The organism is Bradyrhizobium sp. P2_E8, assembly GCF_056403875.1.
In genome coordinates this window covers 1-7,482 of the sequence record NZ_JBFUES010000304.1, presented here as the reverse complement: position 1 = coordinate 7,482, position 7,482 = coordinate 1, and the positions used below count along the sequence as shown (strand labels likewise).

General features: G+C 56.5%; 6 protein-coding genes and 1 pseudogene. 2 read left to right on the top strand and 5 right to left on the bottom strand.

The features are described 5' to 3' along the window. Nucleotides 1-157 precede the first annotated feature (157 nt). Nucleotides 158-940: an SDR family NAD(P)-dependent oxidoreductase gene (locus AC1D00_RS18305; RefSeq protein WP_477011616.1), complete on the top strand. Its 783-nt coding sequence runs from the start codon at nucleotides 158-160 to the stop codon at nucleotides 938-940. A gap of 16 nt (nucleotides 941-956) precedes the next feature. Here the strand turns inward: AC1D00_RS18305 and AC1D00_RS18300 are convergent, their stop codons facing one another. The 3 genes and pseudogenes from AC1D00_RS18300 to AC1D00_RS18290 form a co-directional block, all read right to left on the bottom strand. Continuing rightward, on the bottom strand, nucleotides 957-1,676 hold the full coding sequence (locus AC1D00_RS18300) for a LysR substrate-binding domain-containing protein (protein WP_477011618.1): 720 nt from the start codon (nucleotides 1,674-1,676) through the stop codon (nucleotides 957-959). A 42-nt stretch (nucleotides 1,677-1,718) separates the two neighbouring features. Further along, nucleotides 1,719-1,889, bottom strand: a pseudogene (locus AC1D00_RS18295) (LysR family transcriptional regulator); the annotation flags it as partial. 661 nt (nucleotides 1,890-2,550) lie between these two features. Further along, nucleotides 2,551-4,317, bottom strand: coding sequence for a CocE/NonD family hydrolase (locus AC1D00_RS18290; protein ID WP_477011617.1), 1,767 nt, complete (start codon nucleotides 4,315-4,317; stop codon nucleotides 2,551-2,553). A 150-nt stretch (nucleotides 4,318-4,467) separates the two neighbouring features. Between AC1D00_RS18290 and AC1D00_RS18285 the strand changes: the two genes are divergently transcribed. Next, complete coding sequence (locus AC1D00_RS18285; RefSeq protein ID WP_477011615.1) at nucleotides 4,468-5,199, top strand: FCD domain-containing protein; 732 nt, start codon at nucleotides 4,468-4,470, stop codon at nucleotides 5,197-5,199. 82 nt (nucleotides 5,200-5,281) lie between these two features. Here AC1D00_RS18285 and AC1D00_RS18280 read toward each other — a convergent pair whose 3' ends face one another. Continuing rightward, nucleotides 5,282-6,544, bottom strand: a complete 1,263-nt coding sequence (locus AC1D00_RS18280) for an MFS transporter (protein ID WP_477011614.1) — start codon at nucleotides 6,542-6,544, stop codon at nucleotides 5,282-5,284. Between the two features lie 131 nt (nucleotides 6,545-6,675). Next, nucleotides 6,676-7,482 (bottom strand): fumarylacetoacetate hydrolase family protein (locus AC1D00_RS18275; protein WP_477011613.1); only part of this gene is annotated, 807 nt, incomplete at its 5' end.

The window sequence follows — 7,482 nt, the reverse complement described above, 5'->3', positions numbered from 1 at the left end:
CTACTCCAGCTGGTTGCCATCCCCTGCATCGGCCTCGTCGCGATGTTTTTTGTCGCGACGCCTGCGCACAACAGCATTGTAAGATCGTGAGTTCGTGCAGACCGCGACACCAAATGCGTGCCGCGGAAACCATCCCCGTCATATTGAGGGTTTTTCCATGAAGCGCTTTCAGAACAAAGTTGCAATCGTGACGGGGGGCGCCCGCGGTATCGGGGAACAGGTAGCAGCGGATTTCGTCACGGAGGGCGGTCGGGTCGCAATCGTTGATATGAACGCACAACTCGGCACCGAGCTGGAATCCAAGTTGGGGAAGGATGTCTCGATCTTCATCCCGACCGATGTACGCGACGAACACCAGTGCGCCAAAGCTGTCGATACCACCTGGATGCGCTTCGGTTCGCTGGACTTCCTGGTCAACAGCGCCATTGCGATAAACGGCGGAACGCTGATCGAACTATCGCTTCTCAAATGGCAGACCACGATCGATGTAGGATTAACTGGAACGTTTCTGATGGGACAAGCCTTCGCGCGCCGAATGATCGCAGAAGGAAAGCACGGCGCGGTTGTCAATCTTTCTTCAGTGTCCGCCTACCACCCGTACGCCGGATCCGGTGCCTACAGCACGGTTAAGGCTGGCATCCTTCATCTTACCACCCTGATGGCAGTTGAATGGGCTCCAAACGGCATCCGCGTCAATACCGTCGCACCCGGCACCGTCGAGACTCCGCTGACCGCTTATTTAAGAGATCCAGAAGTGCGCAAGCTTCGCGCTGCGGCTGCTCCCCTCGGACGGGTCGGTCAGCCCAATGACGTCAGTCCTGCCGTACTCTATTTCCTCAGCGAAGACGCAAGCTGGGTTACAGCGGCCACACTGGAAGTGGACGGAGGGCTTAATAAGAGCCTCATGAACAACCTTCCCGGACGCTACTGGTCAAGCTAGGCAGAATCGCGCGCCCTCAGCTAACCCCCATTTGAGCCAGCAACCACTTACCGGAAGCAGCCTGCTCGGCAGCAATATGGGCAAGAACGCGTTTAACGTGTTCACCGGCAAGCGAGAGCTGTCGATCGCGCGCCTGAATGAAAGTCCACGCGATCTCGAGCTCGTTGATGGGCGCTATTGCGACTTTGCGCTCGTTAAACAGACGGAACACAGAACAAAAAGGTAGGATCGTCCATCCCGTACCCGCCTCAACGAGTGTGACGGCAAGCTGCGGTGTATTGACCTCCAGGACGCCAGACGCGGCGAGCTTTCGTCTCGTCAAAGCGCTCTCGACGATCATCCGCACAGGCGTTGGACGACTGGTGAGTACAAGCGGCTGACGTATTGCAAAATCGAGTTCGACGGGCCGGGATGGATGAAGGTTCGCGCTCAGCGGTCCGATCAGCCAAAGAGACTCGCGAAGCAAGGGTGTCGCTTCCAACGAACTCAGCGGCTCAACGTTGGTACCGACCGCCAGATCTGCACGCCCATCCGCCACCATGGACCAGGGGTTGATGATCCCGCTGATACCCTCAACAACGCGGAGGAGTATCGCGGGGTAGAGCTCACGCACCCGCACAATAGCAGGAGCGGTCAACAAATCGAGCATCGAGGGAGGCATTACGATTGTAAGCTCACCGCCTGGTTCGCTGAATTCATCCCGGATTTCCTGGCGAACCCGGTCGAAAAGTTGCAACAGAGTAGCCGCTTTCTCGCGGAGCCGGTGCCCGGCTATGGTTAGCGTGACGCCACGATCAGTTCGGCGAAACAGTGTCACTCCGAGCTCGGACTCGAGTTGCCTCAAGTGCCTTGAAAGCGCGGGTTGCGCGATATGCAATAGAGCCGCCGCGCGATTGACGCTACCGAGCTCAGCAATCTGTAGGAAAAACCGGAGTTGCCGTAGGTTCATCTACAGACCCTTACACATCCTACGACACCACGGACTAGTCTATTCCGAGCGACGTCTTTTCAGGGATTTTTGAGACCCGCGTCCCACAGTTAACCCCGGTCCATCAGACTTTTCAACCCAGAGCTATACCGCTCCACCTCAGGCATCAGCTGGCGCGCACGGAGGTTGTGCATCATCCCTGGCTGGCCATACGCCGACCGATGTCTTCTGCCGAAGCGGCATCGGGTACTCCGACTGGTCGTCCCTTGAGGTAGGCGGCACCATTGGCCACGAGCTACCGAGAGTCGGTGATAGGCAATCGAGCAACGGTTCTGCCATCGCTATCAAACGCGGTCCGACCGTCAACCCGGATTCCGATCGTATCATCGACGTCGGCGCCAGCTTCGCGTAACGATTCAAAGAGCTCATCGTGAGTCGGAATTCCGGCCACGCGTGCCGGCAGCGATGATGTTATCGGGAGAGACATCATTCAATGTGCCAATTTGATCGTCCCTACCGCACCTCAGTTGGATATCTTTTCCGCAGCGCGATAGGTAGCTTCTCGGTCAACTTTCATCACACTTCGCCTATCCGGTTCGATGCTTCCGGTATTCGATCCCGCGAACCTGCGGGCTCGGGCGTCGTCCGTCTTTTAAAATTGGAAAAGTCAATTCCCGGGATCTCATCGAGGTTCGATCACCGGCAGCAAAAGATATGCTTGATGCTCTGGATCGGAGTGCAACGTCACGGCTGCGCGAAATACGTGCGCCGGTCGATCGATCGGATCGTCGTGCTTGAATGGCCCAACACCGGTCCATCGCGTACCATGACTGTTTTCTGCCGGCGCAGGATCCCCACCATAGACGTAGTCCCTGCCCCTAACGGTCAATCCGATACGATGACCGGCTGGCACAACGATGCTTGTGGGCCAGATCTCAATATCCAATTGATAGATTTCGCCTGGCCTGAGGGGCTCGATTTCGTCGTGAGTATGATATGGTGCGTATGGCTGGCTTCGGTTGGGATCGAGTTTCCGGTGCGAAGCACGCAACCAACCTTGCGCCACTGGCGTATGGGGGTCGAGCGCGCCGCGGAAGACGATTTCCTTCATGTCGGGCGAAAATACACGAACAATGAGAAACAGATCTGCATCCGACGAGGCGGACGAGACGAAGACTCTGCAAGCGACCGGGCCCGTGATTTCTAGTTCGCGTGCTACTGGAGGAGCTAGGAAGGTAACGCCGTCACCAAGGCCCTCATAGGTTACCTTCTCGATCGACTGCGGCGGCGTCTCCCGCGACAAGGCAAGGTGGGCGGGACGAAGATAGTACTTCGTCCAGTTTGTTCTGGAGAGCGGCCAGGCTTCGTCGTGACGCTCGACAAAGCGCTCGCCAGGATGGCGCACCTGCAACTGGACCTTAGGCTGCTTGGCCCACCCCGTGTCTTTGTCTTTTAGAAAGTGGCCGAAGAAACGCTTCTGTAGCGTCAATCCATAGTCGGTATAAAATTCGCTCCAGTGCTCAAGTCCGTGCACCTCAAGCCATTTGTGTTGCGAGGCGGCACGAATAAAGCCCTCGAAATTCCCGCGAGGATGCAGGCCTTGGCCACCCCAGTTCGCGGATGACAACAGCGGGACTTCGATCTTAGCCCAATCGGGAGCTCGGTCTCGCCAATATTGCGAGGTTTGAAGGTTATTCTGGACGCAGTCCTCGTAGAAGTTTCGCCGACCCGCATTCAATTCTTCCTGAGTAAGGGTATTTGGGCCACTGACCCAATCCCCGTTCAATCGGCTTTTGTACCCGTTCGTGCCCCGACCATTCTGGAGCGGGTAGACTTGCGAGACTGACCAATCGCGGACAAATCCGTTACAAAAAATTCCTCCGTGATAAGCCATATCTCGATAGAGATCGCCCGCCCCTTCCCAGGCGCAGATGGCGGCAAGATGCTTCGGACGAAGCGCCGCAACATGCCATTGATTGATTGCGTAATATGAGATGCCGTTGAGTCCGACTCTTCCATTGCACCACGAACGGCTCCCAGCCCATTCAATGCAAAGCGCAAAGTCCCTCGCCTCGCGCGCGGAAAACAAATCCAACACGCCCCCGCTGCGGCCAGCCCCGCGGCTGTCGACCCGGACACAGATATAACCTTCCGGTACCCACTTCTCGGGATCAACGACTTCCCAGCTTTGATACTTGTTGGTCGATCCTGTCGGTACGTCGGGGTGGTTCTGGCACATCGTGCGCCACTGGCTTCCATAGAGGTCCTCGAAGTGAAGCCACTTCCCGTACGGCCCATAGGTCATGAGGACTGGATATTTTTCTGCCTCATCGAGCGGCCGGTACACGTCGCAGCGCAGGACTACACCGTCATCCATTTCGATCGGAATGTCCCACTCGATGCGCATTCCATCGCGAACGTCACTCGCCTCCCGAAACCGCATCTTCATTTTCAACGAACCCCCAAGTAGCCGCCGTCGCCGCGACAACTATAGAACGCCATTTTTTCCAATGTCTATATAAATTTCCAAATTATCTAATTATTTGGACTGAGTTGCTGAGCATGGTATGATTTTTCGGCCAACCAACCCGGATCTCTCATGTTCGAGCAATCTCCAAAAACCCAGACCGAGTCTCTCTTCGAGGCCATCAGGCGCGACATCGTCAGAGGCTTGCTCAAGCCAAGCGACCGGTTGGGAATGGCCAGCCTCCAAGAACGTTACAGCGTAGGAATAAGTCCAGTTCGTGAGGCGTTGTCCCGGCTTACCTCCCTTGGCCTTGTGACCAGCGAAGGACAAAAAGGCTTCCGGGTGGCAAGCGTATCAGCGGCCGACCTGCTCGACCTCATGAAGACCATGATCTGGGTTGAAGGAACGGCACTGAACGCAGCCATTCTTCAAGGTGACAGGGATTGGGAGGCAAGCATTCTGGCAGCCGCCCACTTGTTGGGCATCCACAACGACGACCGTGATGACGGTCGTTTTTTCGACGACGACTGGGAGGATCGCCACAGCAAGTTCCATCTTGCGCTTGTCGCTGCATGYAAGGCGCCGCGCCTACTCGAGTATCGGGCATTGCTATGGGACAACGTCAAACGCTATCGATTGCTGTCCGCATTCTATGAGCGTGGATCAAGAGACGTGGATGGCGAGCATCGACAGCTCGCGAGAGCCGTGCTTGCGCGCCAGACTTCCAAGTCTGTGCAGTTGATGCAAAACCACCTGATCACCACCTGCCGGATCCTTTTAGGAAGTAGTCCTGACACAAAAGATCGGGCAGATGAGTTGGTGGCAGGCCTTAAGCGAGAAATTTCTGCCGGTCGAGGTGCCTAGAGCAACTCAAGTTTGCCCGCGCAATGGCTCGAACCACATGAGTTGAGGCCTAGCAGCGTCTACCTTCTGAGCCTAGCCGTGTCTAAGTGATTTTCCCACTTTCAACAATACCACCTTGCTGCTCCAGGCCTACCTGCCGGAAAGAGCCGCGATCGTTAGGAAGCATGGCAATGATGCAAGCCGCCACTAAGAAGAGGCCGGCACAACATACCAGCGTGGCTTCAAAGCCATAGGCAGTCGCGACGGTTGCAGTCACAAGCGGTGAAAAAGACGCCACCAGCCTACCCATATTGAAGCAAAATCCGGCGCCAGTTGCTCTTATGTCAATCGTATAGATCTGCGTAAAGTAGGCGCCAAGCAAGCCAGAGAAGACGATGAAGATTCCGACAGCCGGGCTGAACCATAGCAGCAATTCCAAATCGTGAATTCGCGTGTAGAGGCCGAGCATTGCCGCCACTCCAACAAAGGAAATCGTTAGAGCATTTCTCTTGCCGATCCAATCGGCGATGAAACCAAAGGCGTAGTACGACAAAAATACTCCCGCATTGAATGTGATGATGTATCGCGACACGAGCGCGGGGGACAGTCCGCGCTCAGCGGCCAGATAGCTCGGCAACCAGGTCAGCACGCCAATGTAGGCGAAGAGAGCGCAACAGGCAGCGAGGGTGCCATAAATCGTCTGCCATAACAGTGCGCCACGAAAGATCTCGACAAAGGAACGCCTGGAGCTAAGAGCTCCACCCACTCCCTTTCCCGCTGCCGTTGCAATGGAACGCGCGAGCCACGCTGGAGACTCTGGAATGAACGCAAAGACATAGATTAGTGGAATTGCCGCCGACAGGCCCGACCACAGAAAAACCGCGCGCCAATTGGGAAGAAGAGCACCGCCGAAGCCAGCTGCCAGCGCAGCACCAATCGGATAGGCGCTCAAAATATAAAGCGTCACCCTTGCACGATACTTGGGCGGCCACGTTTCTGCGGCATAGGCAGCCAGGATAGCCCATACGCCGCCGAGCCCCAAGCCGGCGACAAATCTCAAGCTCAGAAGCAACGAATAGGATGCATGCGGGAGAGCGAATGCCGCAGTTGCCAGACCGAAAATGACGAGAGAAAGAAGTAAGGCGCCACGCCTCCCGAAATTGTCCGCAAACCACCCCATCAAAAGTCCGCTCAGCCCGATTCCGATCCATCCAAGAGTTGCAAGCATCCCGGCCTGTGGAATGCTGAGACCGAACTCGGCACGGATTGTAGGGAGAGAAACGGCAAGGATGCTAATCTCGACCGCGTCCAGCATGTAGACAAGAAATCCGCCGAACAAAACGTGCCATTTGAGGTACGCGCGCATGACGATGACGCCCCTTCGGTGAGCAGTGTGACGTTTTTGAATCCTGTGGAGCAGTCAAGCCGCCTCCACTTACGGTCGATCCGCGGGCGTCTGGCGGACGCCCGCTCCAGTCACATGCGGTCAACCATTCGTCAGACGTGCACGATGGGATTTCGCAACACACCAATCTTGCTGATACAACTCTCAACAACGTCACCCGGCAGACAATATCTGGTCGCGGCGATAAGCCCGGCCTGGCCCTGCCACTTGCCTCCGAGTTCAGGGTCGGTTGACCAGGCAGTACCTGCCGGCGTACCGGTCACAACCACCATTCCCGGACGCAGAGTGAAGCTGATCGAGAAGAAGTGAATGAGTTCGGCGCATGACCAGATCATCTCCGACGTCGAACTTGACTGTCGCAACTCCCCATTAATCTTGGTTGAGAGGTCCAATTTCTGAGGATCGCCGATTTCGTCAGCGGTGACGATGATTGGCCCCAGCGGCGAGCTCGTGTCGAAGGCCTTGCCTCGACCAACCTCGTACCAGGTGAACCCTTCCGGCGACCGCCTGACTTGACGATCACGCGCAGTTACGTCGTTGACGATCGTGTAGCCGAACACGTGGTCGAGCGCGGATTCGACTGGAATGTGCCGCCCAGCCTTTCCAATAACGACCGCAAGTTCAGTCTCGCAATCGAGCTTTCTTGTAAGCGCCGGGTCGTAGACGATCGGCTCTTCAGGTCCGATGACGCAATCGCGGGTCATCACGAAGAACTCGGGCTCCTTTCCGCTCGTTTGCGCAGCAAGCTTCTCGGCGTTGTGCGCGTGATAGTTGCTGCCGCTACAAAGCAGGGTTGAGGGCTGCATTGGGGAAACGAATGTCACTCCAGAGCGCGCAATGCGCCCCCTGCCCGACTTGATGATTGCTTCGGCGGCCTTCTTGGCTTCGTGGCCCGAGGC